24 protein-coding genes and 1 pseudogene are annotated in these 25,785 nt (G+C 65.0%); 7 read left to right on the forward strand and 18 right to left on the reverse strand.

From position 1 onward, the window contains the following. Nucleotides 1-5: 5 nt before the first annotated feature. On the reverse strand, nucleotides 6-380 hold the full coding sequence (locus QTI66_RS32065) for a hypothetical protein (protein ID WP_286564415.1): 375 nt from the start codon (nucleotides 378-380) through the stop codon (nucleotides 6-8). Between the two features lie 42 nt (nucleotides 381-422). Beyond that, a complete protein-coding gene (locus QTI66_RS32070) occupies nucleotides 423-1,043 on the reverse strand; it encodes a lytic transglycosylase domain-containing protein (RefSeq protein WP_286564417.1) in 621 nt (206 codons plus the stop codon). A gap of 201 nt (nucleotides 1,044-1,244) precedes the next feature. Here QTI66_RS32070 and QTI66_RS32075 point away from each other — a divergent pair, with 201 nt between their 5' ends. Further along, nucleotides 1,245-2,135: a helix-turn-helix domain-containing protein gene (locus tag QTI66_RS32075; protein WP_286564418.1), complete on the forward strand. Its 891-nt coding sequence runs from the start codon at nucleotides 1,245-1,247 to the stop codon at nucleotides 2,133-2,135. A gap of 7 nt (nucleotides 2,136-2,142) precedes the next feature. Here the strand turns inward: QTI66_RS32075 and QTI66_RS32080 are convergent, their stop codons facing one another. The 9 genes from QTI66_RS32080 to QTI66_RS32120 form a co-directional block, all read right to left on the reverse strand. Next, nucleotides 2,143-2,847: an SDR family oxidoreductase gene (locus tag QTI66_RS32080; RefSeq protein WP_286564420.1), complete on the reverse strand. Its 705-nt coding sequence runs from the start codon at nucleotides 2,845-2,847 to the stop codon at nucleotides 2,143-2,145. Beyond that, nucleotides 2,844-3,188, reverse strand: a complete 345-nt coding sequence (locus tag QTI66_RS32085) for a dihydroneopterin aldolase (RefSeq protein ID WP_286564421.1) — start codon at nucleotides 3,186-3,188, stop codon at nucleotides 2,844-2,846. Before QTI66_RS32085 ends, QTI66_RS32080 begins: the two co-directional genes overlap by 4 nt. Before the next feature lie 62 nt (nucleotides 3,189-3,250). Then, nucleotides 3,251-4,717, reverse strand: coding sequence for a sensor histidine kinase (locus QTI66_RS32090; RefSeq protein ID WP_286564423.1), 1,467 nt, complete (start codon nucleotides 4,715-4,717; stop codon nucleotides 3,251-3,253). Beyond that, nucleotides 4,714-5,247, reverse strand: a complete 534-nt coding sequence (locus QTI66_RS32095; RefSeq protein WP_286564424.1) for a putative pterin-binding protein — start codon at nucleotides 5,245-5,247, stop codon at nucleotides 4,714-4,716. The genes QTI66_RS32090 and QTI66_RS32095 overlap by 4 nt, the downstream gene beginning before the upstream one ends. Next, nucleotides 5,244-5,600, reverse strand: a complete 357-nt coding sequence (locus QTI66_RS32100; RefSeq protein ID WP_286564425.1) for a response regulator — start codon at nucleotides 5,598-5,600, stop codon at nucleotides 5,244-5,246. Before QTI66_RS32100 ends, QTI66_RS32095 begins: the two co-directional genes overlap by 4 nt. Before the next feature lie 104 nt (nucleotides 5,601-5,704). Beyond that, a complete protein-coding gene (locus QTI66_RS32105; protein ID WP_286564427.1) occupies nucleotides 5,705-6,442 on the reverse strand; it encodes a histidine kinase in 738 nt (245 codons plus the stop codon). Beyond that, the gene (gene mobF / locus QTI66_RS32110; protein WP_286564429.1) at nucleotides 6,432-9,437 is read right to left on the reverse strand and encodes a MobF family relaxase; all 3,006 of its coding nucleotides are present in this window, start codon (nucleotides 9,435-9,437) and stop codon (nucleotides 6,432-6,434) included. Before mobF ends, QTI66_RS32105 begins: the two co-directional genes overlap by 11 nt. Before the next feature lie 14 nt (nucleotides 9,438-9,451). Further along, a complete protein-coding gene (locus tag QTI66_RS32115) occupies nucleotides 9,452-11,047 on the reverse strand; it encodes a type IV secretion system DNA-binding domain-containing protein (protein WP_286564430.1) in 1,596 nt (531 codons plus the stop codon). An 88-nt stretch (nucleotides 11,048-11,135) separates the two neighbouring features. After that, nucleotides 11,136-11,462 (reverse strand): hypothetical protein, encoded by a 327-nt coding sequence (locus QTI66_RS32120; RefSeq protein WP_286564431.1) that lies wholly within the window; start codon nucleotides 11,460-11,462, stop codon nucleotides 11,136-11,138. Nucleotides 11,463-11,889: 427 nt separating this feature from the next. Here QTI66_RS32120 and QTI66_RS32125 point away from each other — a divergent pair, with 427 nt between their 5' ends. Genes QTI66_RS32125 through QTI66_RS32135 form a run of 3 tightly spaced genes read left to right on the forward strand, consistent with a single transcriptional unit; the run spans nucleotide 11,890 to nucleotide 13,753 of the window. Beyond that, entirely contained in the window at nucleotides 11,890-12,471 is a 582-nt protein-coding gene (locus QTI66_RS32125) for a hypothetical protein (RefSeq protein ID WP_286564432.1), read from the forward strand. After that, nucleotides 12,468-13,274 (forward strand): StbB family protein, encoded by an 807-nt coding sequence (gene stbB / locus QTI66_RS32130; protein WP_286564433.1) that lies wholly within the window; start codon nucleotides 12,468-12,470, stop codon nucleotides 13,272-13,274. Before QTI66_RS32125 ends, stbB begins: the two co-directional genes overlap by 4 nt. Then, nucleotides 13,271-13,753: a hypothetical protein gene (locus QTI66_RS32135; protein WP_286564434.1), complete on the forward strand. Its 483-nt coding sequence runs from the start codon at nucleotides 13,271-13,273 to the stop codon at nucleotides 13,751-13,753. The genes stbB and QTI66_RS32135 overlap by 4 nt, the downstream gene beginning before the upstream one ends. A 1,024-nt stretch (nucleotides 13,754-14,777) precedes the next feature. On the opposite strand, the gene QTI66_RS32140 is transcribed toward QTI66_RS32135, so the two are convergent. From QTI66_RS32140 to QTI66_RS32150, 3 genes are all read right to left on the reverse strand, one after another. After that, a complete protein-coding gene (locus QTI66_RS32140) occupies nucleotides 14,778-15,167 on the reverse strand; it encodes a DUF2958 domain-containing protein (protein ID WP_286564435.1) in 390 nt (129 codons plus the stop codon). Nucleotides 15,168-15,468: 301 nt separating this feature from the next. Continuing rightward, nucleotides 15,469-15,993 carry an adenine nucleotide alpha hydrolase family protein gene (locus QTI66_RS32145; RefSeq protein ID WP_286564437.1) on the reverse strand — a complete coding sequence of 175 codons (525 nt, stop codon included), beginning with the start codon at nucleotides 15,991-15,993 and terminating at the stop codon, nucleotides 15,469-15,471. A gap of 130 nt (nucleotides 15,994-16,123) precedes the next feature. Beyond that, a complete protein-coding gene (locus QTI66_RS32150) occupies nucleotides 16,124-18,307 on the reverse strand; it encodes a ParB/RepB/Spo0J family partition protein (RefSeq protein WP_286564438.1) in 2,184 nt (727 codons plus the stop codon). A gap of 629 nt (nucleotides 18,308-18,936) precedes the next feature. Between QTI66_RS32150 and QTI66_RS32155 the strand changes: the two genes are divergently transcribed. Next, nucleotides 18,937-20,529 carry a zeta toxin family protein gene (locus QTI66_RS32155; RefSeq protein WP_286564439.1) on the forward strand — a complete coding sequence of 531 codons (1,593 nt, stop codon included), beginning with the start codon at nucleotides 18,937-18,939 and terminating at the stop codon, nucleotides 20,527-20,529. Between the two features lie 93 nt (nucleotides 20,530-20,622). Here QTI66_RS32155 and QTI66_RS32160 read toward each other — a convergent pair whose 3' ends face one another. Further along, nucleotides 20,623-21,591: an ArdC family protein gene (locus tag QTI66_RS32160; protein ID WP_444815077.1), complete on the reverse strand. Its 969-nt coding sequence runs from the start codon at nucleotides 21,589-21,591 to the stop codon at nucleotides 20,623-20,625. A gap of 854 nt (nucleotides 21,592-22,445) precedes the next feature. Here QTI66_RS32160 and QTI66_RS32165 point away from each other — a divergent pair. Then, nucleotides 22,446-22,655 carry a hypothetical protein gene (locus tag QTI66_RS32165; protein ID WP_286564440.1) on the forward strand — a complete coding sequence of 70 codons (210 nt, stop codon included), beginning with the start codon at nucleotides 22,446-22,448 and terminating at the stop codon, nucleotides 22,653-22,655. A 186-nt stretch (nucleotides 22,656-22,841) separates the two neighbouring features. Here QTI66_RS32165 and QTI66_RS32170 read toward each other — a convergent pair whose 3' ends face one another. Next, nucleotides 22,842-23,651, reverse strand: a complete 810-nt coding sequence (locus QTI66_RS32170; RefSeq protein WP_286564441.1) for a DUF932 domain-containing protein — start codon at nucleotides 23,649-23,651, stop codon at nucleotides 22,842-22,844. Here QTI66_RS32170 and QTI66_RS32175 point away from each other — a divergent pair. Next, nucleotides 23,650-23,805 (forward strand): hypothetical protein, encoded by a 156-nt coding sequence (locus QTI66_RS32175; RefSeq protein ID WP_286564442.1) that lies wholly within the window; start codon nucleotides 23,650-23,652, stop codon nucleotides 23,803-23,805. The genes QTI66_RS32170 and QTI66_RS32175 overlap by 2 nt on opposite strands. 613 nt (nucleotides 23,806-24,418) lie before the next feature. Here the strand turns inward: QTI66_RS32175 and QTI66_RS32180 are convergent. Together QTI66_RS32180 and radC are read right to left on the reverse strand one after the other, a co-directional pair. Further along, the gene (locus QTI66_RS32180) at nucleotides 24,419-24,784 is read right to left on the reverse strand and encodes a DUF2958 domain-containing protein (RefSeq protein WP_286564443.1); all 366 of its coding nucleotides are present in this window, start codon (nucleotides 24,782-24,784) and stop codon (nucleotides 24,419-24,421) included. Nucleotides 24,785-25,086: 302 nt separating this feature from the next. Beyond that, a pseudogene (gene radC, locus QTI66_RS32185) lies at nucleotides 25,087-25,518 on the reverse strand (RadC family protein); the annotation flags it as partial. Between the last annotated feature and the right edge of the window lie 267 nt (nucleotides 25,519-25,785).

A 25,785-nucleotide genomic window follows, 5' to 3' on the forward strand; every position in this document is an offset into this window, starting at 1 on the left:
CGCCCTCAGAGGTTTGAGATGCCCGAAGCCGAGCCGCCCACCATGTCCTTGACGAACTGGATGATCGCCACGACGCCGAAGGCCAACGCAGTGCCGACCAGCGCCTGGAAGAACATCTTCTTCGGATCGTCGCGCCCAAACCAGTTGCCAGTCACCCAGTTCAGAAGTGTGAGCACGCACGCGATGGCACCGCACACGCCGACGACGCCGTAGATAACGTTGAAGATGTTGACACCGGCTTGTCTAAGGCTTTGTGCCATCGCTGGCTGCATTGCGAACGCCAACGCGGCAAGGCCCCCTGCCAGCCGTGCCACCGTGACGGCTCTTCGAAATCGGAAGGTGTCAATGCGGGACAGTGCGGCGATGACTTGCTCTTTCATGGAACCTCCGCTGATAGGCGTGCTGTACAAACTGAAGAGCAGCTAAAGGCCGGCCTGCTTCGTCCTCTCGAAGATGTCGAGGGATTCGCCCGGGCGTTTGGCCTTGCCGTTTTCCGCCGCGCTGCCCTCTGTTGCCGCTGGCAATAGCGGCGACGCCTTCGAAGCCTTGGTGACGGGCACTCCCGTGCCAAGGTGCACTTGCTGCGGTGCGCTGCTCATGTAAACAAAGATCCTGTTCGCGTATTCGTCGCTCACCGCGCGCTCGACGCCACCCGAGTTGTAGCCCCGAAGGGCCGCCCAGATGGCCGCTACGCCGGAATAGCCGGACGCAGACGCGCGGTGATAGAAGTTCCAGAGAATCTTCTGACCCACGGCAAGGTTCTGGCATGCATCGAATGCTTGTTCCCAGGTCATGCCGTAAAGCGCGACGTTGCTTATGTGGATCTGGGCCAGGCCGACAGAAAACTTCCGACCGGCTGCGGTCAACTCCTTGGCGGTCGCGATCGCCTCGCCAAGCGTGGCAGGTTGCTTGACCGTGCCTTGACCCTTATCCATGCCGATCGCCAGCGGCCGGCCGGCGGACTCGTTGCGCACCAGCGCCTGCATCAGAACAGGCGACACTTCAGGGGCGCATCGCTCGATGAGGTCCGCTGATAGGAACATGATGACCTTTCCGTGCCTGATCACGACATGTATTGCGAAACCGAATACTTTGCGCTTATTGATTCTCTTCAGTCTAGAAACGATCTACACTTTTTATCCAAAAGACGAATGCGCAGTGTCGTTTTGTAGTGTTTTACGAGACTTTGCTCTTGAACGCGCTACGACACAATCGCACTTACAAATGGAGATAGGTTCGCGCCGATGAACACACCCCAGGCCCCCGAGGAAGAACCGCTATCGCTGGCGGCGCACATGGTTCGCGCGTTACTGGAGCGCCACGGCATCGCCAAGAACCGTCAGGCAGCGTTCGTGGGCGATTTCTTCAAGCTGTCTCGTGCGGCCGCACACCAGCGTGTCAATCGCAGCGCCGCCTGGACACTGGAGGAGTTGTCTTCCCTTGCACAGCACTTTGAAGAGACGCTTTCGGATGTGGTGGCAGCGCATGCCACAGCGCTTGCCAAGCCGGCCACTCTGCGCATGGGCGGGGCCAGCATCGCCTGCCGTATCTGGCTAGCCGAGGGATCAACCGATGACGCGAAGCGCGCGGCAGACTCCTACGTGGCACTCGAGAAGGATGGGGCGTATGTGGTGATGCCCACCACCGCGATCCCGACCCAAGCGGGGAGGCACATTGCCCGGCTAGAACTGGTGCTAGAGCATTCGGCCGGCGAGACGATGCGCATTGCCGTGCTCGACGATGAAGACGATGTGGCGCAAGCGCTATGCGATCAGTTGCGCACTGCGGGCTTGGAAGCCGTCCCGTATTCGACATCTCAGGACCTGCAAGAGGCGATATCCATCAAGCCCTACGATGGCTATGTCGTTGACTGGCTGCTTGCCGAAGGCAACGCGGCGCCGCTCCTTGCCGCTCTTCGCGCCCAATCGCGGCCCGCGGCCGTGGTGCTCCTGTCGGGCAAGATGCGCAACGGCTCCGCCGACCCTCTGGATGTGGCCTCCGCAGCCACGACCTATCGAGTTCAGGTCATCGAAAAGCCCACACACTTACCGCTTCTGCTTTCCGCTTTGGAAAACGACGGCCTGCGCAAAGTCCGCGCCTTCAAGGGCCAAGCCTCAAGGCCCCAGACAGCTTAGAGCGAGCCTAGTCACGCAGCCAGCGGCTTCGGCCGCCATCGATGGCAAGCACCTGCCCTGTCACATAGTGGGCATCCAACAGCATCCACTTCACGGCAGACGCGAGGTCTTCGAAGCGGCCAAGGTTACCCAGCGGGATGGAGCGCTTGATGGCATCGGCACGCCCTTCATCCGTCCAGGTTTCGGGTAGAGGTAACGCACCCGGTGCGACCACATTGCATCGCACGCGCGGCGCCCACTCCATTGCGAGCGTGACGATCAAAGACTGCAGGGCCGCCTTGGCCACCGTGTACCAGAGATAGCCTGTGGCCGGACGATCCACGTGGATATCCGATACAGCCACCACGGAGCATAAGCTCGGCTCTAGCACCTTCAGGATGCTAGCGTGGGCGGTCAGATGCACGGCCATGTCGTCCGCTTGCCGTTGGCTGTCCCCCAACTCGCTATGCAGGTAAACGCTGGCATTGCACACGCAGTATTCCGGCGCCAGTTCGGTGATCCACGCCGGCATCTCGACCGCTTGGCTCAGGTCGGCCTCCCAAGTGCGGACTGAACCACGTTTGCGCTCGTCAAGTTCGGCGCGCAAGGAGGCCGCCCGGGCGCTAGAGCGTGGCGAGTGATGGATTACTACATCCAATCCGGCACTGTGCAGAGCACGAACGATGGCCTCACCGCCGCGCGCCGTGCCGCCAGTGACCAGCACCCAGCTCATCGGGTCAGCGTCAGGCGTGGCACGTCCGCCCAGGGATGGTGCTTGGTGACGCTCACGCGCGCAGAGGTTACATGCGAGAGGTCCCGAATTCGATTGCGGATGGTGGTGGTCACTTGCTCCAGAAGATCCCAGCGGCGCTCACCAAAGACCTGATGCACGATCTGGCGCAGCTTGCCGTAGTCAAGGGTCTCGCTGATCTTGCCTCCGTGTGCGGCGGCATCCGAGTGCCGATCATCGACTTCCACGAGCAGGCTAACAGTCAGAGCTTGCTCCCTGCCTTGTTCGCTAGGAGCGATTCCGATCTCGGTACGCACCTCAATTTGCATTTCAATAGTTGCCATGGTTTTCAGAGAGTAGGTGCCCGGCAGGAACGCCGAACTATGAAATCTTGCCGAGGCTATTTTTATCCAGAGAGAGCGCTCCCGCTCACCTGAGAGCTATTTGGCGGGGAAAGCGGAAACCGCACGAAAAAGGTAGCACCGCCAGCCTGCTCTTGCGAGTTATTGATCACCCCCACCTTCCAGTCAATGGAATCGGCCAATAGCCGCACCACCGCCAAGCCCAGTCCGCTGCCCTTGGAGCGCCCCTGCCCGCGCCGGCCGCGCACGAAGGGCTCCCAGATGGCCGCGTAGTCCGAATCCGCGATTCCTGGCCCGTGATCCCTCACGCGCACAACCGCCATCGCAGTGTCCTGCGGGGTGTCCACCGCCCTGTCTTGCTCCAATTCCGCTGATACAGCGATTGCAGCTCCGTCACCGTATTTGATGGCGTTTGACAGGAAGTTGTTGATGATCTGGTGCAGGCGAATCGGATCGCCCTCCACCTGAAGGTCGGGCGGCAGTGGCGAGTCGAGCACCAATTGCTGGCCAGGCTGGATGGAGGCTCGGTGCTCATCCACGATGCGTTGGAGCATGGGGACCAGTGCAAAGCGCTCGCGCCGAGCCCCGTAGGTGCCGCTGACCAACCGCGTGTACTGGGCAATATCGTCCAATTGGCCCGAAATGAGGTTGATGTTTCGCTCCAGGCTCCCAACGGCGCGCTGGCCCACTTCTGCAGTACTCGTGTCCGCCAGCACCTCTACGTCCGCGAGCATGGTCTGCAAGGGAGTGCGAAGCTCATGCGAGACCATGCCCAGCAGGGCTGCGCGTGCCTGCGCGCTGCGCTGCGCCTCCGCACGAGCCTCTGCCTCCTTGCGAAAAGCCACGACTTCTTTGCGAAGGCTATACACATGCCCCACGAGACCAACTCCGAGCAGGAACAGCAGGACGAGCCCGACTTCCTGATAGGCGAAGGTCGCCCGGCGCTGTGCCTCGAAGGCCGCTTCAAAGCTCACCAGTTCGGCCACGCGCAGGTCATTGGCCATACTGACCACTTTCTGGCTGAGCGGCTCGACCTGCGCCTCGAACTGGCGATACCCCTGCACGGAAGCCAGCGCACTCTCCACCACGTCGTCCAGCCCACTGTTGAGCTCCGTCAACGGCCCGATCGAACTCCGGAACCCTTCTACCGCATCCAGATAGGGACGAAGTTCTGGCGAGTCCATCAGGATTGCGTACTTCGCATGAAGAACGTCTCGCAACACCAGAGCGTCGCGCCGATGAACCGCTCTCGCCTCGGGCTGCTCGGACAGGTGGTAGCGGGCAATCTCCAACTGCAGCGCCTGCAGTCCCAACTGGTATTGCGCTCCGGCGAAGTAGTACCCCTCCGTCGGCCATGAATCCACTGCGGGGTAGCTTGAGCGGGACGTGATGTGCAGCCATGTCGTACCGACCAGCGCCAAAAGCATCAGCAGCACTCCAAGGGGACGTCCAGAGCGCAGGATCCACCGGGCGAGCGGATGGTGCGCGCGCGGCTCGATCTGCCTGCTCATTTGACGACGATCTTGCAGACCATCCAGACGAACTGAGCTTGGCCTTTGATGGCGGTGAGCTCAGGGTACTGGTCACGCGGATAGACCAGAAAAACCGGTCCGCGCGTAGCGACCTCCAGCCGCTGGCCGTTCTGCGTATGAGCCATGACAGGCCGATACTTGACCAAATCGCCCGTGGAAATGGTGATCTCGTAGGCGTCGATCGCATAAAAGCGCATCTCCTTGGCCGTTGCCGGGACCCCGGCCGCTTGCAGCACCGTGGACAACTCCGGACCGACGAATTCGCTACGGGGTGTCCAGGCCGTTGCCGTCGTGAGCGTGACTGTCTTGAGCTTCAGCAGGTCCTTCTCCGAGAAGAGGAAAGAGCCTCGCGGAGAGTTGGACTTCACCGCTCCGGCGATTTCCAGGAGTGCGTCTGTGGGACAGGAGTTGGGCGCGGCCGTTGCAAGGCTGGGCATGGTCAAGGCAGCCGCCGTCAGAAGCCCGATGGCAGCAGTTGTTCGGCCGGGGAAACGTGTGAACTGGGTCATGGCGTGCCTCCTTCATGTGCAATCAAGATGTCGCGCGCGAGCAGGCGCATTGAGTATGGCTTCGCGCGATAGAAGAGCCGGTGCGCGGTGATCGTCTGAGCCAACACCGGATCGATCGGAACTCCGCTCAAGGCGAGGTTCCCGGAAAGAAGGAAGATGGGCGTGTTGTGATTGGCCGGATCGCCGCGTAACTGGATCACGACGTCCAACGCCGTGGCGTCGCCCAGCAGCCAATCCAGCACGTAGGCATCGAAACGGGTCTTGCTGACCGCTTCGGCGAGCTCACCCTGTCCGATAAACCCCTGCACTTCCAACCCTCTCATACCCAGTACCGTCGCGATGGCATCCACCATGGCCTCATCGTCGTCCAGTACCGCTACACGGAGCACCCTGTCGCACTCCGTCGCTTCGGAACTGAGCTTGGATGACGGATCGGGTGCCCTGGTCATCTTGCCTCTCACCCTGTCGCCCGCGTCCGGCATTGGCCGTCGTCGATGCGCGCAGGCACTGTCAGGATCACTGCGCCAATGCCGAGATCGAGATGGCCACCCAAAGCGCCGGCCATTGCCCGTACCGGAAGGAGTCGATCCTCGAATCTCGCAGTCCACGCGACGACACGGGCGCATCGCACCTCGAATCTCAGGGCCGCGACGCCAGCCAGCGTCTCAAGGATAGAGATCGTGGGCGCGCCGGAGCCGGGAAGCTTGGCGAAAGCGTGCACAAGGCGAAGCAGCATGCTGCGCAAGACATGCGCATCTGCGACGGCAACGATGGACGCGGCACGTGCCGCCACCGTTAGCGCGAGGCCCATGCGAGCGGCCAGTTCTTCGACTTCCCGCAGCAGGTCGCCCACCTCGAAGACAACTGCCCGTTCACCAAGGTCACCAAGGTCACCAGGATCGCGCGACTGGATCAGAAGCAGCGTTGCGAGATCTCCCAAGTCTGTCTCCAAGGCGAGCGCAGATCGCTGCATACGGTTCACGGCGCGACGCGGCGCTGCCTGCAAGTCCTCTGCATCGAGCACGTCCAGCGATGACAGCATCGACTGCAACGGCGATCGCAGTTCATGCACCAAGGCGCGAAGCGCGACTTGCACCTCGACACGCTCCGGCCGCCTCTCGTTCGATTTCGCCTCGTTGTTTGTCGTCTTGCGTGTTTCGCCCATATGTCCTTTCCCGTGTTCCTCATCGTCCACGCATTGCAGCGCTGCGCGTGGCCGCCTGCATCCCGGCGGCCCGGTTATTCCCGACCTTGCGGAGCGATTGCGCCAGCATCGCCTGGCTGGTCCGAGCCACGCGCGCTTGCAGCACCGCGCTCTCGATCTTCGCGTCACGCAACTCCAGCGCCGCGTACTTCTTTGGCTCGCGGCTCATGGCCGCGCCCAGCTTCGAAGCATCATCGGTGAAAAGCGTGATGTCATGCCGGGGCCGCGAAATGGCGACATAGAAGACCGCGCGGTTGCTGGTAAGGCTTTTGGTATTCGCTTCAACCAACACCCGGTTCTTCGTGAGGCCCTGCGCCGAATGAATCGTGCTGGCATATCCGTGCTGCAGGTGTAGCGGTTGCGCTCGATCGAGCTTGATGTTTCCCGTACCGGCGTTGAGTGTCACGAACTGCCTGTCGAGCGCCGCTACTTCGTACCGCTCGCCGTTGAAGATGCCCAAGCTCTTGCTGTTCGCGGAAATCCGGACCCAGTCGCCGGGGGCGAGGTCCACCGTCTCGCGTTCATACAAGCGAAGCATGTAGTTCTTCGCAGGATCGAATGTCACCTGCTGGCCACTCGCACGCTGGACCGTCAGACAGTTCGTCTGCACGTCGTGCGCCACGACCGTGAGCTGTTCATCCTTGACGAGCTGCTGACCATAGGTGCGCTGCGGCACCACGATCTGGCCCGACTCGTAGCTCTGCGCGGACCGTAGCTCCGCGCGCGTCATGTCTACGTTGTTGAGCACCGCTACCTGATCACCGTTAGGCAGGGCCAGGCCCTCGCGCACCCGCGCGTTAATGGCGCGCCGCGCGTCATTGGTGCCGGCCACGATCAACGTCTCGTGGCGCTCTTCCAAGGGCAGCGAGACATAGGTACGTGCAAGCCGCTCGTAGCGCAGCTGATCCGACCGCACCTCGACCACGTTGGGCTGCAACACCTGGACCGCCTTGGGAACCTCGTTGTTGGCTGCGTGAACTACCGCCGCCTTGATGACCTCGCTTTTCTGTCGCTTGATCTCGGTGAGGAAGGCCTTGGTCATCCCCGCGTCCTGCAGCTGCTCGAAGGGCTTGCCCGCCTCTACCGCATGAGTCTGCTTGCGGTCGCCGCTCAGCACGAGACGCGCGCCCTGTCGCTCGATGATCGACATGAGCTTTTCGAGTTGGTGGGCCGGCACCACCCCGGCTTCGTCAAGGAACACGATGGACTTGCGATCCAGGGCGTTCTGCTGCTTCCCACTTTCGAGGAAAGACGCCAGCGTCCGAGACTCCATGCCGAGGGTCGCCAGCGCCTCGTTCTGCGAGGCGTATGGTGCTAGTCCAATCACGCGATAACCCTGCCCGGCCGATACGCGGGCCGTCTTCGCCTTGATCCCCTCCACCGCCTTGGCCAGCATGTGGCTCTTGCCGGTTCCGGCCAGCCCCTGGATGCCGACGAATCGATCTGTCGCCGTGAGCACCATGCGCACCGCATCGCGCTGGCCGGCATTGAGGTCTCCGGCCGCGAGCATGACATCCACCTTGTCCGGCGTCACGACGGGCCCAACGCGACCACGGCCAGACTTCTCGATGCCCAAGATGCGGATCTCACTGCGTCTGGCATCCGGCGTTGCGAAGCGCGGCTCCGCAGGCACCAGTGCACCGCGCTCGATAGCGGCATCCACCGATGCCTCGGCCTGAGCCTGCGACTGCCCGCGGGTGGTCATGGTCAGAGCGGTCCAAGAGGCGCGAGTGAGCTTCTCGAAGTCGTCATGCCCCTTGAACTGGTTGGCCTTGGGATCGCGCGCGAGTTCGCCGGCACTGATGTTGAGGGACCGGGCCGTCTGGTAGAGCGGTAGCTCGGTCAGCAAGCGCCCATCGATCTTGGCGGCCTCCAACGCAAGTCGAACTTCCTGAGTGGTACTACGGATCGCAGCGCGCCCGTAAGCAACCTCCAGCAGTTCCGCCCGGGAAAAGATGCCCTGGCGCTCCGCGAGGTGCGCGATGGCGAAGTTGATCGCATCATCCGCCGCACGGCGCGACGTGACTGGATCCGTTGAAGGCGCGTCCCCTCCGGCGAACGAGCGTCCTGATGAGCGCTTGGGCCGCGGGCCGGCATGCATATGCCCCTGCGCCTGCAAATCCAATCCCGCCTCGCGCGCCGTATGCCGCCAATGCTCGCGCAGCCACGCCCGGTCGCTCTCCGTCTTCTTGCGCCGACTGGCGAGCGTCACCACCTGCTTCTGCGCGGTCGTCGCAGTCTCCCGAGCCTGGCCGCGCGCAGCCAGCAGGGTCTCGATCTCGCGGCTGCGCTGGCTGAAGTGGCGGATCACGGCGTCCGAGACGTGGGCCAGCTCCCAGCCGCCCTTGCGCGTCTCTCGCAACTCGAAGCCCAGCTTTGTGAGTTCCTCGGCCAAGGTCGCGCGATAGAAGGCTCCCACCATCTTGACGTTGCGCAGCATGTCTTCGTTGGACAGGGCCCGCCACTGGCCATCCGAGCGCCGCGTCATATTCATCACGATGGCATGGGTGTGAAGCTGCGGGTCTTGGGCTCGGGACAGTTCGTGCCGGAAGGTCGCTGCCACCAGGTTGCCGGTGCGCTCGCGGAATGAGAGGCCATTTACCTTCTTGCGCGTGGCCGCGAACTCCTGGATCAATTCAAGGCTCTTCTTCACGGCCGCGTCGTGCGCGGCCACGATGCGCGGGTCTTCCTGAACGAGCGCCTGGATGCTCACGGATTTGGGCGCGCTGAACGTGAAGTCGATACCCTTGCGGTCGTGACTACCGCGCGTGCGATTCGAGCGCAGCCGCGTGCCGTCAGGCAATTCACCTTCCAGAAGATTCTGAAAGGTGAGCCGCTCAACGGCATGGGTTCCCTGCAAACCCAACTCCGCCACCCCCGCGCCGATCCAGTCGCCGCGATGCCCTTCCTTGCCGTAGTAATCGTCCGAGGACTCGAAGTAGTGACCGGCCCGGGTGGCATCGGCGATGAATTTGAATGACAGCATGACTCCGTCTTCCTTCAAGGATCTGTGGGCAATGCCTGGTCTGCATGCGCCGTCGCGGAACTTGCGCAGGTCTGGGCCGCATGACCCATTGCAGCGCTGACGCCTGCGGAAAAGAGCAGGTTCGCCTGCTGTGGCCGGTCATTGAAGCCTTCGGCCATGACCATGGGTTCCACCACCATCGGACGCTTCCTGTACTTCAGAGACACCCGCGCGATCGGATAGTGACCCGCGAGCTTCACGTAGCCGGTGAGGTTGCGCAGCAGGTGGAATTCGGCCGGCGAAACCAGTCGTTCCGTGTCCTGCCGATGCGACAGCGTGCCCTTGCCGCCGGCCGTGCCCATCGACACGCTGGGTGCTCGGCGCAACACCGTGTGCTCCCCGAGTCCGCGTGAGAACTCCTCCGCCGTGTAGGTGTCCAATTCGCCGATGCCGCACAGGAACGAGCTTCGAAAGCAGTTGCGCAACGTGAGCGCATCGTCCTTACCGTAAATGTGGTTGAGCTGCGCCAACGACTGGACGCCCGCCATGATGCGCAGCCCCTTCTTGCGACCCTTCGTTGCGGCGTCGATAAGGTAGTTGAGCTTTTCCAGGGAATCGAGCTCGTCGCACACCAAGTGCATACGTCGGTCGGCATCCTCGGCCATGGACAGGACACTCGCGCAGGTGACGTCGGTCCAGCAGGAGATGAGCGGCTTCAACGCCTGCAGCATGTCCTCGCGCCAAGTGATCCAGAGGCTTCCGCGACCGTTGTCCAGCCAGTCCCGGAAGGAGAAGTCACCCGATGGCAGGTACTTGTGCGGTGTGATGTATTGGGTGAGAACGGTCCTGATGCTGGCCAGAGTTTCCGGCGCACCGTGGAAGCAACCCGCTGCGGGCGTGCCGGCCAAGAGGGCCTTGAGGTCGTCGTTGCTCGCGGTGGTAAGCCAGTGCACAAGGCGCTCGGTGGTCCCAGCGCCTTGGCGCAGCAGGACGGTGAGGGTCTCACTCACGATGGTGCGCCCCATGCTGTTCCAAGTCTCCTGCTCAGTGGACGGGCTGCGCGGGATCAGGCTGATTGCGTACTGCTCGCAGTCAAAGCTGGTGCGGATCTCGTTGAAGATGCTCCATCCTTGGCTGCGGCGATCGAACGGATTCAGAATGACGTCGCCCGGCTGGCAGAAATAGCGCATCGACGCCCCGTCTGGATCGACGCAAATGATCCGGTCGTGGCGTTGAACGGCGCTTGCCACGTAGTCGCTGATGCAGACGCTTTTGCCCGTCCCCGTGGAGCCGCCCACGAAGAACTGGGTGTTCTCGACCTCACGGGGAATCGGAATGCCGGCGAAGCGAAGCTGCGCCTTGCCACCGCGTTTGCGGGTTGAGCTGGCCAACAGCCCTTGGCTCACCATGCGGGGTCCGCGCAGGCGGCTTACAAACACCGAACCACCGAAATGATTGGCGTAGCGCTTGATGCATACGATGAAGATGGCGATGCCCAGCACGAGGCCCAACGCGGGACCGATCCAGAGCAGCGGCAGGAACGGGGTCTGCTTTGCGGCGTACCACAGGCCCTTGGCAAATAGCGACGACGGCAGCCGGTAGTACAGGGCCACGTTGGCGATCCAGCCCACCGCGATGGCGACCATCACGCCAAGGGCCAGCCACGAGCGCAGCGTGTTGTCGGGGGTGCGGTGATTGACGTGCATGGCCGCCCTCAACTCACCGGTCCTTGAGATACCGCTCGATAGAGGCGATTTCCAGCACTTGGTCGGCTTGCGCTCGAATGCTGTCGCCCACCGACTTACGCACCATGACGTACAGCCCACACAGAATGCCGAGCATCATGTCGGTGGTTTGCGATACATCCATCCCGGCGCCACGCTCGGAGTGCAGTTCGCGCAGACGCTCGACACCCGCACCGATGCGGTCCATGTCGCGGCGGATGTCCTGCAGCACGTCCACCTGCAGGCGCACCGCGTCAAAGTAGACGCGCTTGATGTGCGTCCCCAAGGCTGTGTCGTCCGAAGCGGCAAACGAGCGCTCCAAGCACGCGGCCTCCTCGTCGTTGAACCGGATCGGTACATATCGGCCCATGTGTTACGCCTCCAGGCCCACGGCCCCTCTGAAGGGCCATCTCGAAGTAACACTCGCCGATCCCCCTGTAACACAGCGGAATCCAGCATCCATGCGGGTTTGCCGGCACTTTGTAAGTGCGTATGGTGTATGCCCCCTTAGGCGGGTCGAGACGCCCTTGATCAACCCCCAAATGACATGTGGAAGGGCAGCGACTGCTCGGTTGACCCGCAGGGTCGACCGAGCGCGTGACGGCAGGCCGAAGGCACTTTGTAGCCAAGCTGTAGGAAACTTGTAGCTTGGCGGCGCTCGAACGATGATCTTGCAAGGCAACACAATAGTTGAGATGTAGTCACCTTGTAGCTCATTGAGACACTTTTTCAAGACATCTTCAACTCTCATGAGCCAGAATGTACGCGTCGTTTGCTACTTTGACCATACTTCCTTTGCCGCCATGGGTACCCTTGAGCTGCTGCGCAGTCGCACGGCCGATCTGGTCGCAGAAAGTCTGCGCAGCGATGCGGCCGTCATCTCGCGCCTGACGGACTTGATTCAGGAGGCGGTGCGACTCGGGCATTCGCACCGCTCGATCCACGAGGCAATTCACGCCGGAGGGTTGGCCACCACGTGGACCAACTACCGGATCTCTCTGGGCCGGGCGCGCGCACGGAAAGCGGTGCCGACTGCCCAGCCGAACCCCGTCGACGCCGCAGCCGAGCGGCCTGTCGTCCGCCCGATGACGGGCAGTGCGGATCGAAAAGAAGCGATGCATCCGGAAAACTCGGCTGCGCGAGAGGGCGACGTTTCGAACGCGCAAACCTTCGTAACAGCGCCTACGTCTTCCACGACCGAAGTCCTCGAGGCGCTGCAGCGCGCCCGCCGCACCGCCGCCGCGAAGGACTACGGCCGCATAGCGCGCGAACAACTTCGCCAGCGAACCCGTCAGCCCCTGCCCGACACACCCACCAAGGATTCATCATGAAGATCTGCGTCCTGAACCTCTCCGGCAATGTCGGCAAGAGCACCCTGGCGGTTCACCTGCTGGCGGCCTGCACGACAGCCGCGCGCATCGTGAGCGTGGAATCCATCAATTCCAGTGCGGCCTCACAGGTCCAGGGCTTGGACGTGGAGGAACTGAGCGCGAGCTGCTTCAAGGAGATCTTTCGCGAGATCATGATGGGCGAGGAGGTCATCGTGGATGTGGGCGCCTCGAACGTGGCCGCCTTCATGAGCGAGATGAAGCGTTTCAGGAGCGCGGTCGGGGAGTTCGACCTGGTGCTGGTGCCCACCGTGCCGGCCGACAAGCAGCAGCGCGACACCATCGCAACCGTCGACTGGCTGCATTCGCTCGGCTTGGACGAGCACAAGGTGCGGGTCGTCTTCAACCAGTACGCCACCGATGCGTCGGAGCCGATGGAGGTCGTCTTCGCGCAGGTGGTCGGCTACGGCAGGACGGATGGCCGGGGCAAGGCCGTTTTTGAGCCCTATGCGGTGGTCGATCGGAACGAAGCCTACGAGATGGCCGAGGAATGCGGCCGCACGGTGCGCGAGCTGGCGGAAGACACGACCGACTGGAAGGCAGCGCGCTTGGAGGCCAAGTGCGCCGGCGACATGGAAGCGCTGGAGCGCGCCATGGCCGGCCAGATGGCGCACGACTTGGCGGTGACCGCCCAGCAGAACCTCGCGCGCGTGCATGCGCTGCTGTTGCCGCAGCGCGCAGCGTGCCCGGACGCGCGCGACAGCGCGAGGGCATCCGAAGCGATTGCGGCCAGGAAGCGTGCATGAATGCGGTGAGCGCCCAGCACGCGGCGCTACGCATCCTGCTGGAAGATGTCGATCCGCTGGTCCAGCGCGCCGAGGAAGCGGCGCAGACGCTGACGAAGGTGCGCGAGGAACTTGACAGCGACCTGGAGGCGCTGGGCCGCTTGGTGCAGCAGTCGCTCGATGCCCAGCCGGCCATGCTGGAAGCGGGCCGCAAGCTGAGCGCGTCGGCAGCGCGGATCGAGACGGCGATGCAGGGCGGCGCCCTGCCACCGCAGGCGAACAAGGCGGCCAGGGGCGTGGCGGGACGCAGGCCCGCGAGCCTTTGGAGCGCCTGCGCGATCAGCGCTGCGGTGACGGCGGCGCTGGTAACGGGCGTTGTCTGGATTGGCATGCGGGATGTGCTGGAGCAGGCCCGCGTCGGGCGCGCGCTGATGTCGGCATGGCCCGCGCTGGATGCCGCGACGCGAACCAAGGTGCACGAACTGCTCGGCAAGTCGTGATCGGCAATTCCTGACCGTGCCGGCTCGCGCCGTCTGCGGGCGCAGGGCGTTGGGCAGCCAGCGCGATCCTCCCACGCCATGTCGAGGCCAAGGTCCTGCGCAATGGCGTCGCTCTGGCCATGGGTGCGCTCGTCGACGGATACGGCATTGATGCTGTGGGCCGTGCAGCCGGTCCGCCGGCACCGCGGGCGCACCGTCGCCGACAAGGTGAAGGACTCAGGCCGACGGCACCCCGGACCAGCACGCACGGTCGCTATTCGAGAACCGCCGCGCGGCGAGCGCCCTCACCTTCCGCAGGCAGGCCTGGTCGATGGGTGTCCAAGGCCGAAGGCCTGCGTCAGGGATCCGGAAGGCGGCCGCAGGCCGTCCCCGCAGGGGATGAGCGCGGATGCGCGAACCTGCAGGAGCCCGGCCCCGGCGCAGCCGGGGAGACGCCCAGAGGACAGTGCCTCACACGCCGATACTCCGTTTGCGGTGCGTCGCAATGGCGTTGCCTTGGCTGTGGGAACGATGGCGTCCATCGCCACTTTCGTCGACGCCGCCTGTCCCTACGAAAGTGGCAATGGAAATCATTGCACGTGCCAGATGCGCCGAGGCGCCGAGGGACAGGACGCCGACAGTGGCCTGCGGGTGCGCAGCGGCTGTGCTGCCGCTGCTGACGGCGGCGCAGGATCGATTCAGGCCCGGATCACCACCATGGCTGCGCGCACCTGTGCGCCGACGCTGGCGAACCTTTCCTCAGGCATGGCTCGTACGCGCGCAGGACCGCCAGATACGCGGGGCACCCCGCGAGTGGTCCGACGGAAGCGACGCGCACGAAAAAACGCGAACGGAAGGCGACACGCACCGGAGAGGACACGCGCCAGGACGGCAGGCCTGGCGGTGCACGCCGGCGCATGCACCGGCGCTGATCAATGATGGGGAGTGCCCACGCCCGAGCGGGATCTGCAGGCGAATCGCTGCGGGGCAAAGGAATGAGCAGAGGCCGCCGGTCGGCGGCGACCTCTCGATGCCCGGTGCGGGCTCAGGTCACGATGTGCCCGGCACGTCGCGCATCGCGCGCGTACTCGCTCAGGGACTTTGCTGAATGGAAGCCACGATCCTGTCGCACGGACTGTTCACCGCCAACGCGCAGTTCTTCCAGTTCGTCGAGGTTGATGAAGCCCATCTCCGGGAAGCCCAGGTCCGCGAGGCCGAAGGCAATCCCCGGTGTGCGTGGATCGATAGAAGAAAGCAGCCACGTCGCGCGCATGCCGGGCACGTAGAGCTTCACGATCGGAGGAGGATCGTAGAGTTCGCCGCGCTCCTCGTGCAGCCGCGCCATCAGGCCATTGGCCCGCAGCAGGTCGAACTGCTCGTCGGTCAGGAAGGAGAACTCGGACGAACTCAGGAAAGCGATGGAAGTGGTAGCCATGTGAAGCTCCTGGACGGTTGAGGGCGGGATTGCCCGGGACCGTGTCGGGTCACGCGGCAGCGCAGCGGTCAAGGCTCGAAGACGGCCGCAGGCCGCAAGCACGCTGCGCGTGCGCAGGACTTGACGGCGAGAACCGCGTGGCACGATGAAGGTCACAGCAAGCCAGCCCACCCCTACCCAACCAACCCGCACCAAGCCAGCACGATGCGAAGCGAGACGGCGAGAAGCCCGCCCGAGGCGGCCGTCAGGACGCGAGGCGGACGAAGGCCGTGGCACGCGCGCCAAATCCACCGCCAGGGGGTCACGCTGGCCGCGCTGGGTCAGGTTGGCGATGTCGTGCGGTGACCGCCCGGCGCGTCGATCCGTCGCGTCCGTCGCGCGCGAAGCGAAGCACGGGGCGATGGGCCGCAAGGAGGCTGCCCTTGGCCCGGCGCGGGGACGGACTGCCGCCCTGCAGGTGAAGGCGCCACTTGATGGAGCAGGACTTCAAGCCGAACGCGAGCGACGGCAGGGTTTCGTTGGCCAGGCAGTTGCCTTGCAGGTCGTCGTAGGGCGTGCCGGGCTGCGTGCGCTTGCGGCACAGTTCGACGCTTGGCCAGCCCCACGCGCACAGCACGCGCTCGATGCGCGTGAGGTGCGCCAGGGTCGGCGGCTTTTCCCCGCCGGTATCGGCGAAGGTGATGGCGTCGGGCCGCATGCCGGCGAGGCGCAGGGCGACGAGCATGGCCGTGGAGTCGACGCCGGCACCGAAGCACACGACGAGAAGGCGGTTCGTCAGGGCGGCGCGCAGCGCGGCGCGCTGACCGGGGGTCAGCAGGAGGGTCATGGTGATCTCCGTGGAAAGGAAGGAGGGAAGGAAGAGAAGGAAGACGGGGGCGTGCAAGGGCTGAGGCCGATGCGGGAGGGAAGGCGGCGATCGCTGCACTTCCCTCCCCGGCCCTCAAGCCCGCCAGCGATCAGTCCTCGCTGCCTTGCCGCGCAGGCCCGTCCATGCCCTCCTGCCCAGCGCCCGGCCCTTCGTCCTCGTTGTGGTCTTCGTTGTCGTCCTCGTCCTCGGGGCCGGCCTCGTCGGCCTCGGCGCCCGGCGTCGCGGTCGCGTGGGGTCGCAGCGGCGCGGGCAACCAACGCAAGCCTTGGAGTTTGCTCGCGCAGTACGCGATGGCTTCCGGCTTCTTCATGCCGCCCACGGCCTTTGTGGAATCGATACCGGTCGCTTCCTGTACGGCTTCCAGCGCCTTGGCCTTGCTCACGCTGGCGAGGTAGTTCGCGGCACTCGGTGTCCACCAATCGGCCATGTCGACGCCGAGGGCCTCGGCGATCGCATCGCTCTGGTCGCGCGAGCGTTCTCGCCCAGCCACCGCGTCGATGCTGCGCGCGGTGCAGTAGGCCAGCAGATCAAGCAGCGTCTCGCGGTCCTGGGCAAGCAGCCAGCTGAACATCGCCTCCGGATTGCCCGGCAGCGGGTCGCCCCACTGCGTCTCAGCCTGCCCGAGAAGGGCGCCCGCAGGAGAGCTCTCGTAGCCGGTGGCGTTCTGCGCGAGGCTGTAGTCGCTGGTCGGGTGCACATGCACCTTCACCACATCGTTGCCACGGCTGTACTGGCCGAAGACGGTCTCGGCCATCCGGTGAACGAGCGTGACAAGCGCAACATGCGGGTTCTGCGTCAATGCGGCCTGAAGGGCGGCCGTGCGATGCGCGGTCAGGTCGCGCATGAGCTTCTCGCTGAACTCGGGTCGCTTCTTCGTGTCCTGCGCTCCCTCGCCATCGCCGTCTTCGCCATCCACTCCAGCAACGCCGCTCGCGGAAGAACCGCCAGTGACCTTGCCCGCACCACCGCCTGCACTGGTCCCTGCGCCCTTCCCCGCCTTCCTGTCCTCTGGCCGGATCAATCCACGATGGACGGTCACCTGACCGGCATGATCGAGCCGCAGCAATGCGCCCGTGCGCGCCATCTGTTCGGGCGTCCACACCCACAAAGCCGCGCGGACGGTGTCGAGCTTGTCGTCCAGTTCATCCAGGGCAGCGGACAGGCGCTGTTCCTGGGCCTCGTACGCATCGCAGTCGCGATCGCCTTGCTCCTCGTTCATGTCATAGGCCTCGGCCAGACGGGCACCTTCTGCTTGCATGATGTCGATGGCTTGTGCCTCCTCAGGTGTCGGCTCGCGCTCGGCCTGTGCCTCACGGCCGTAGCTGCGCAGCGCGAGGTTGTCGCCTTCGGTGAGGCAGTCCACCCATCCCCACCCTTCGGCGCGAACTTCCTCGGCCAGACTGCGCATCTTCTCCATCGCGAGGGTCTGCAAGAGGACCGGATCATCCAGGTAGACACTCGACGGATCGTCCCCATCGGCAAAGAGATCGCGGCGCACCGCCCCGCCACGCGCCTCATAGACGTCGATACCTACGAAACGTGCGAGACGGCTGTCACCCCCGCAGGACTGTTCGGTGAGCATGCGCCGGATCGTCCATGCATCGCGGTCATAGCCCGGAAGGCCATCCCAGACAGCCTCCTGCGCCGCGTGGTCCTCGGTCAGCGCCAATGCCTGCAACTGATCCGGCTCGATCTCGTCGGCGCGGTACATCGCGAGGAAGCGAGGGGCCAACCGGGCGAGTTTCAGGCGGCGATCGACCGTCAGCACGCTCACGCCGAAGCGGCCCGCGACCTGCGCTACGCTGAGACCGTCGTCCACGAACTTGCGGAAGGCCTCCATCTCGTCGGCGGGATGCATGGCCTCGCGGCCGGAGTTTTCGGCGAGCGACACCTCGGCGGCGCGGGCATCCTCGTAGAGCTTGCATTCCACGGGTTGTGATGCGCTCCACTTGCCATCGGCCACGAGCTTGCGCATGGCACGCAGGCGCCGCCCACCGGCCACCACGGCGAAACACCCGTCTGCCTGCCCAATCACCGCGAGGCGCTGCAGCAATCCCTGCGACTCGATGAGCGCGGCGAGTTCGGCGATGCCGTCCTCGTTGAACACCCGCCGCACGTTGGCATGGCTGAGCACGAGTTGGTCCAGCGGCACCAGCATGTCGCGGGCGGCGGGCTCGGTCACTGCAACGTCGGCGCTGGTGCTTGCAGGAGCCTTGGGAGCCTTCTTCCCTGTCGGCTTCGTGGCGTTGTTGAGCTTCGCAGCCTTGGGCATCTTCGGGGCCCTGGCTCCGTTGAGCTTGCGCGGCGTCGTGCCTGTGGCAGCGACCTGGGCAGCAGCAGTGGCATTGGCAACAGCAGTCATTTCGGATTCCTTTGCAGTTGAAATTGAAGGAGATGCCGGGCTTCTAGATCTCGAGCCCTTCAATGAAGGGTTGGGGTTCGCATCGGCCTCCTGCCCGCAGCTGGCCGCCGTTCTCCTGAGTCTTTCGCCCGGTGGACGGGCAGCGACGGCGGGGACCGGGGAGCAAGGGGGGAAGGTTTGTAAAGCGCAGCTTTATGAATACCCCCTTGCAGGCGAAGCCGGTCCCCGGGCGCCGCGGGCGCAGAGTCACCGGACAAGGCGAAAGACACAGGAGAACGGCAGCACCGCACGAGGCCGACGCGCACCCCGACCGCCGCGCGGCGAGCGCCTCCACCTGCCGCAGGCAGGTCTGGCCAGGGGAGGTTCAAGGGACGAAGTCCCGCGCGCCAGGGATGCGCAAGGCTGGCGCAGCCAGTCCCCGAAGGGGATGAGCGCGAAGGCGCGAACCTGGAGCAGCCCGACAGCGGCGAAGCCGGTGGGGCGCCCTGCTACGTGGGAAAGTCGATCCAGGCGCCGTCCGGCGCTATAAACAGGTCGACATGGAACACCGTCCGATCATCCGCTTTCGCATTGATCGAGAGATCGCCAGGCGTGCCCAGCAGATGGCCCGGGCACGAGGCATGGAGCTGCCCGATGTCATGCGCATGATGGTCACCAGGGCGGTGCGAGACGACGACTTCCCGATCGATCTTGCCGATGACAAACCGGACCCGCAGGAGCACAAGCACCTCCACGCCTTCGAGCCGCGGTACTGGGGCCCGTTCAGGAACACGCTCGATGCAGAGCTTGCCATCGCCCTGCTTCGCCAGTCCCTTGCAAATGCAAGTGCAAGAGCGAGCACGCGATGGGACCAGGCGCGCAGCACGGGAGCGGAACAAGAAGAGAAGCAATTCGCCCTGGTGCGCGAGGAGGCGCTGCGCCTTTTGGCCGACTTTGACGTCCTGGACATGCGCGTCACCGGGGGCATCCTGGCGCGAAACGCCGATACGCGAGCGGTGGCGAGCGAATCGCTTTGCGCCACCGGCTTCGCGCAGGGGTCAAGAGCGCGTCGTTCGGTTGCCGGACAAGAGAGTTTCGTCGCGCGGTGTTGCATCCCCGACGTTGTGGCGTTCGCAGCATCCTCCCCGCAGCCCGCCGCCATGGTGGTGCTGGGCCAGCCTGGCGCGGGCGTATCGGTCGCAGCGGCGTTGCTGGGTCGCGAGATGCGACGCACAACAGGACCCGCGGTCACGGTCTCGAAGGAGTGGATTCGCGCGTATGGCGCCGGTCTCGGCGCAGCCAACGTGCGGCGCTGGCTGGGCCGGACGGTCGATGCCGCGCGTGAGCGGCGGCTTCACCTGATTCTTGAGGACGAGATGGATGATCCACCGCGAACGCATCGCCTGGTGACCCGGCTGCGGCAGGATGGCTATGTTGTCCAGGTCGTTGGCGTGTGCGTCCGTCCGCAAACGAGCCGTCTCTTGATGCTCGCGGCACGCGACGCCCTTTGGCGCCAACATGGATTGGAGGCGGAATTCGTCACCTCGGCCCAGCACGACAAGGCCCTCGCCGATCTGCGCGCGATGCTGGAAGAGTTCGAGAAGAAGGGCCATGTGGACGGCTTGCGAGTCATCGCGCGCGACGCCCGCCAACTCTTCGAGAACCGGATGGCCGGGGATGATTGGCTTCGGACCCCCAGGGCCGTCGCCATCCTGGACAAGGAGCAGTCACGCGCCTTGTCCGACAAAGACGCTGTGCAAGGGGCGATGTGCTGGGAAACGCTGTCTCATGCGCTCGCGCACGATCCCGCGGTGCCGCGCGAGGTGGCCAGCCAGGTGCTTGCGTGGCGAGGCGACGCGGTGCGACAGTGCGAAGCGAGCGAGGCCCGCGGTCGTTTGCTGCAATGGGCTCATGAGGGCGCTGCGTTTCGCAAGATGGATCGGTTTGCGTTCGAGGCGGCCTTTCCGCACCACGCGCGCGCAGCCGCGATGATGGGCGAGGCGGTGATCGAGGCCGAGAAGCACGACGAGCGCGAAGCGGCACGCTTTCTGGACAGCGCCCGCGAGAACATCGCCCAGCGCATCGAACGCGGCGACATGGCGCGAATCGCCGCCCGATTCGACGCGCCGCAGCCTTTGGCGAAGCGCCAATGATGATCGCAGGCGAAGGTGCATCTGCGGGCCGGAGGCGCCCGCCCACAGTGGGGGATGTGCTTCGCAGCGACGCGAGGCCAACGGCCCTGGACCTCAAGTGTCCTCCTGAGACGCCGATGCGTCCTCCATCTCGGGCAATGCCAGCGACAAGAGGAACTCATACGCTTCGCCCGCCAGCCGGGCGGCGGTAAAGATTGCGGTGCGATCGTTGCGCAGCACCTGCAGCCACGAATCGAGATAGGCCGCGTGCCCTTCGATCGTGGCGTCGACCAGGCCGCAGTGGCCCAGCAGGAAGGCGCTGCCGAGCTCGGCGACCAGTTCCTCAAACGCGTAGGCGGCGTCGCCAAAGCGCTGGCCGAAGGCCCGATGCAGGCGCTCGGGATGCCCGCTCCAGTGCACGAGCTCATGCAGGATGGTTGCATAGTGGGCCTGCGCACTGGTGAAGCGGCGAGGCCATGGCATGCGGATTTCGTCGAGGGCCATCACGTACATCGCCTGCTCGAAGCCATGGCGAATTTGCGCGTTGGCGCCTGCCACGATGCGCATGGCCATCTCTGTCGGCGAATACGCAGGCGCCGGCGGGTAGCAGTGTTCGTCAATGAACTCCACGGGCAGGCCGGCGATCTGTGCGACGTTGAAGACCCAGAACGGCGTGCACAGCAGGAAGCTTCGCCCGGCAGTGCCGCCTGCACCGGCCTCGTCGCCCTGATCGCGCTGATCGCCCTCATTGCCCTGGTTGGCGTCCCGGCCCGCAATGCCTTGCGACGCGTCCGTTGTCTCCGCCGATGCCTTGCCCGCCCTGCGCTCGAAGTGTGCGCATAACACGGCGCGCTCGCCCTTCCTCACCTGCGCACCGAGGCTGGCGGCCTGCTTGTAGGTCAGCCAGACGTTGGAGGAATAGCCCGCTTCGATCGCTGCGTCCCACAGCAGCAGCACGTTGGCGCCGTGGTACGGGGCGCCGGTCTTGCCGTTGCGCGGCATGCCGCGCGAGGCGGCCCGGGTCCAGCGCTCGCGGAACACGTTCCCGCCTTTCTCGAGCATCGCGATGATCCGGTCGGTCACGGATTGGCGGACATCGATGCGGCCGCCGCTACGCGGCGCTGCATGGCTCAGTTCAACAGCACCTGCTTTGGGTGAGTCCTCGGGGGGTACGGGGGGAACGCCCGTGGCTGTCGGGTCCGGATGATCCGCAGGGCGCTGACGGGTGGAATGAAGTGTGCGCATGGCTGGGCCTTTCTGCGGTGTGGACCGCGGGGGTTGAACATCTGCTTTCGGAGCCGCCTCGACGCATGAAGAGCGAGCGAAAAGGGCCGCTGTCCAGGGACCGCCCGCAAGCCGCAGCTGAGGCGAAAGCCGAGGACCGGGTGAGGACGGTGGCGAAGCCCGAAGCCCTGGACAGCGGCCCGTGCGAGCTATGCGTCGGTCAAGAGGTGGCTCTGAAAGCAGATGCGTCCGCGGCGCACCCCGGACCACCCATGCGGGCACCCCGCCCGGCTGCGCTGCGGCCGCAGGCCGCTCCAACGTCATTCCTCTGCAATGCAGAGGAACACAGCAATCATTCGAAGCGACCGGCCGCCGCGCCCGCGGGTACGCGCAGCGGCCTGATTGCAGACAGCGTGCGCAGCGCGCCACGAGGGGACACGTCCAATGCCGCCGGCAGAGCCGGCGGCGGGGCCCTCACGCCTGGCTGCGCCCGGCCATGCGCGCCTCCTTCGCATAGACGGTGGAGCGCGTTGCGACGTGATCCTGGCCACCTTCAGGCAAGGGCTCGCCTGCGTTTCCGGGAGACGGGATCTGAATGTTGAATAGTTGCGTTCCTGTGGAACTTCGGCGGTCGGCATACAGCGAAAGGCCGAAGCAGGGGCATCCCTCGGGAAGTAGAGTTGCAATGAACAGAAAGAGGTGAGGAAGTACCGATGTCATTCGTCAAATTCACAGCCTTCATCGGCCCCAAGAGCAATGAGAGGCAGATCCGGTTGCGCGCAGATCACATTACTGCGCTGCATGAAGTTGCCGACTCGACCAAGACGGGTCCTTTCACGGTCGTCCACATGCTGGGTGGTGGCGAGAAGTGGAATGTGAAAGGCAGCGCCGCCGAGGTTGAGGAGAAGATAGCGAAAGCTTAGAAACGCACGCCAGTGACCCCTCCACGTTGGCCAGCGCAAGCATGGCCTTGCTGGTGGAGTGCCGCGCGGGAGCCGTACGCGCAGCCGATCAACTTGGACGCCGCGAGGCGCATCGAGTTGCGGCAGTTCACAATGCAGCGCCCCGGACGGAGTAAAGGGCCGGAGCGAGGCTCCGGCCCGGCCGCGTCAGCGGCCGATGCGCTGGAGCGCGAGGGCCCACAGGCCCGTGTTCAAGCGCACGTTTTCGCGGATGGCCCGCACCCCGCGGGTGTGCATCATCCGGCCCGTTGCGCTGCGCCCGCACAGGCCGCCGCGCATCACGTGTTCCTGCAGGGCATTGAAGGTGCGCCAGACGTCGTCGCCGACGTCCGCCATGCGGCGGCGCTCCAGCAGTTGCACGGGCTGGACCGGCGGCTGCACGGGGGCCGGATAGCGCAGTGCGAGGGCGTCGCGGGCGAAGTCCAGCTGCTCGGCCTGGGTGAGTGTCGTGCCGCGCATGGCCTGGACGGCGTCGCCGACGCGGTTGAATTCGCGGGTGATGCGTTGGGCGGCCTCGAGAACGTTGGCCACGACGTTGCCGCGGTGGCTCACGTGGATGAGGCCGAAGTCGCCGATGGCGGTGAGCATGCCGTTCGTGCAGACGGGGCGGAACAGGCCTGCGCGCAGCTGGTAGGCGCTGCGTCCGTCGTGCGAGTTGATCAGGACGATCTCGCCGAGGACGTCGTCCAGCGACAGCGACTGCACGACCGGCTGGAAGCGCAGCAGGTGGCGAGCGAAGGAGGAGGTGTGGCCGTTGCGCGCGCGGGTCTGCACGGCCAGCGTCGGCTCGAAGCCGGCGTCCATCAGGGCGGTGACGATGTCGCGCGTGCTGATGAAGACGTACCTGGGTCCGGTGTGGTCGGCGGCCCGGTCGGCGAAGACGGCTGGGGCGCTGTGCTCGAGTTGTTCCAGCGTGAGGGATGTCCGGGCGGCGAAGGCGATGGGAGATGAGGTCATGGGGAGCTCCTGGAATGGCACAGGCGGGATTGCCTGCGTCACCCTTGGCTCACGCGGCAGCGCAGCGCTCAAGGCCGCCGCAGGCGCGCCGGAGGCGCCGGGCACGCGACAGCGTGCGCAGGGCCTTGAACGCGAGAACCGCGTGATAGCGTGACGGGGCACAGGCAAGCCCACCCTCCCCTTCTCATGCCGGTGCGAGGCCGAAGGCGAGCCGGACCGGCATCCGGTGCCCCAGGCACAGCATGGGCCGCGGCCGCGCGGCCCCAGGACGCTGCGCTGATACACCGTCGTTCTGGTGCGCCAAGCTGGCGCGCGCCGACCTTGACCCGTGACGGCGAGCACAGCGGGCGACGCTGCAGGCCGCCTCGACGCATGAAGAGCGAGCGAAAAGGGCCGCTGTCCAGGGACCGCCCGCAAGCCGCAGCTGAGGCGAAAGCCGAGGACCGGGTGAGGACGGTGGCGCAGCCCGAAGCCCTGGACAGCGGCCCGTGCGAGCCATGCGTCGAGAAGAGGCGGCTCTGAAGGCAGATGTGGCGCGCCACACGCCGCTGATGGCCGTGAGGCACACCACCCCGCCGGCGCTGCGGCCGCAGGCCGCTCCAACGTCATTCCTCTGCAATGCAGAGGCACACAAGCAATCAGTCGAAGCGACCGGCTGCCGCGCGCGCGGGTACGCGCAGCGGTCTGATCGAAGACGGCGTGCACAGCGCGCCTCGTAGGAGCAGGGCGAAAAAAGAATGCCGCCGGCAGAGCCGGCGGCGGCGCCCTCACGCCTGGATACGCCCGGCCATCCGGGCTTCCTTCGCATAGGCGCTCAGCGTCTGCGTGGCCCGGAAGTGCAGGTCCTGTTCGATCGGCAGGTTCATCATCCCGCGCACGACGCCAAGCCCTGCCAGGCTGACCTTGCCCAGTTCCGGGAAACCCACGCCGAGGTCGCAGAGGCCGAAGGCCACCTGCGCATGGGGGTCGATCTCAGTGAGCAGCCAGGTCGCCCCTGCATCGGGCGTGAAGAGCTTGACCACTGGCAAGGGATCGAAGTCTTCGTCCTTTGCCTGGCATGCCAGTGCCATCCGGCCGTTGGCCAGCAGCATCTCGAACTGCTCGTCGGTGATGAAGGGAAAGTGGGAGGTCATGGCGTTCTCCTTGAACGGTAGCGGGCGGGATTGCCCGTGACCGTGGACGGCACGCCGCAGCGCAAGCGGTCAAGGCTCGAAGACGGCCGCAGGCCGCCAGCACCGCAGGTGCGCAGGCCTTGACGGCGAGCACGGTGTGGCACGCTGAAGGGAACAGCAAGCACGCCTCCTGTGCTCTCCCCTCCCCTCCCCCGCCCAAGCCTCCTCCAGGGCATCCACCCTCCCACGCGAGGCGGACACGCGCGCGGATCGAACGAAGCGCGCCACTTCGCAACGGAAAAAGGGGCCGAAGCCCCCGCGGGTCACAGGAGGCCGCATTGCGCGAACGACAGCGACTTGCTGCCCGCGACGATGACATGGTCCAGCACCCGCACGTCCATCATGGCAAGCGCGTCGGTCAGGGTTTGGGTCATCAGTTTGTCTGAAGGAGACGGTTGGACGTGACCCGTTGGATGGTTATGGCTTATGACTATAGCGGCGGCGTTGTGGTGAAGAGCCCGCTTGAGCACCTCCCGCGGATAGACACTCGTCTGCGTCAGGGTGCCGCGGAACAGTTCCTCGAACGCAATGAGCGCGTTCCTCGCATCGAGGTACATGACGGCGAAACTTTCGTGGGGCTGCCCGGCGAAATGAAGCTTCAGGAAGTCGGAGACAGCCGTCGGCGACTCAAATACCGAACGGCTCGTCAGTTCCTCGACGAGAAGTTCCTGCGCAAGTGCGAGGCCCGTCACAAGGCGATGAAAGTTCGGCAAGGATGACTGGCGTGCAAACCAGGTCAGCTTCATCAGCGACCGGCCATTGGCCTCGTACAGTGCGTCGGCATCGGCGCCAAAGAAGGGACGCAGCGCTTCGACGATGCGTTGCTGGCGAACGGTCAGCTCGCAAGAAGATGAGGATGCGGTCATGATGAACTCCTGTGAAGCGACACAGGCGGGATTGCCTGCGTGGCCCCGAGCACCACGCCGCAGCGCAGCGCTCAAGGCCGCCGCAGGCGCGCGGCA

Origin of the sequence: Variovorax brevis (genome assembly GCF_030317105.1) — a bacterium.
Classification (GTDB): domain Bacteria; phylum Pseudomonadota; class Gammaproteobacteria; order Burkholderiales; family Burkholderiaceae_C; genus Variovorax; species Variovorax brevis.